This is a genomic window from Quadrisphaera sp. GCM10027208, from assembly GCF_042658805.1.
Taxonomy (GTDB): domain Bacteria; phylum Actinomycetota; class Actinomycetes; order Actinomycetales; family SCSIO-59966; genus SCSIO-59966.
In genome coordinates this window covers 1-589 of record NZ_JBHSRC010000021.1, presented here as the reverse complement: position 1 = coordinate 589, position 589 = coordinate 1, and the positions used below count along the sequence as shown (strand labels likewise).

The following is a 589-nucleotide window of genomic DNA, read 5'->3' as shown; positions in this document are numbered from 1 at the left end:
TGAACGCGGAGTGAATGTCGATCACTCCACGATTTACCGCTGGGTTCAGCGTTATGCGCCTGAAATGGAAAAACGGCTGCGCTGGTACTGGCGTAACCCTTCCGATCTTTGCCCGTGGCACATGGATGAAACCTACGTGAAGGTCAATGGCCGCTGGGCGTATCTGTACCGGGCCGTCGACAGCCGGGGCCGCACTGTCGATTTTTATCTCTCCTCCCGTCGTAATAGCAAAGCTGCATACCGGTTTCTGGGTAAAATCCTCAACAACGTGAAGAAGTGGCAGATCCCGCGATTCATCAACACGGATAAAGCGCCCGCCTATGGTCGCGCGCTTGCTCTGCTCAAACGCGACGGCCGGTGCCCGTCTGACGTTGAACACCGACAGATTAAGTACCGGAACAACGTGATTGAATGCGATCATGGCAAACTGAAACGGATAATCAACGCCACGCTGGGATTTAAATCCATGAAGACGGCTTACGCCACCATCAAAGGTATTGAGGTGATGCGTGCACTACGCAAAGGCCAGGCCTCAGCATTTTATTATGGTGATCCCCTGGGCGAAATGCGCCTGGTAAGCAGAGTTTTT

At 53.3% G+C, this 589-nt stretch carries 1 protein-coding gene; it reads left to right on the top strand.

What is annotated here, in order from left to right; all coding sequences use genetic code 11:
* Positions 1-589 (top strand): IS6-like element IS26 family transposase (locus tag ACFP6A_RS14405; RefSeq protein WP_379604678.1); only part of this gene is annotated, 589 nt, incomplete at both ends.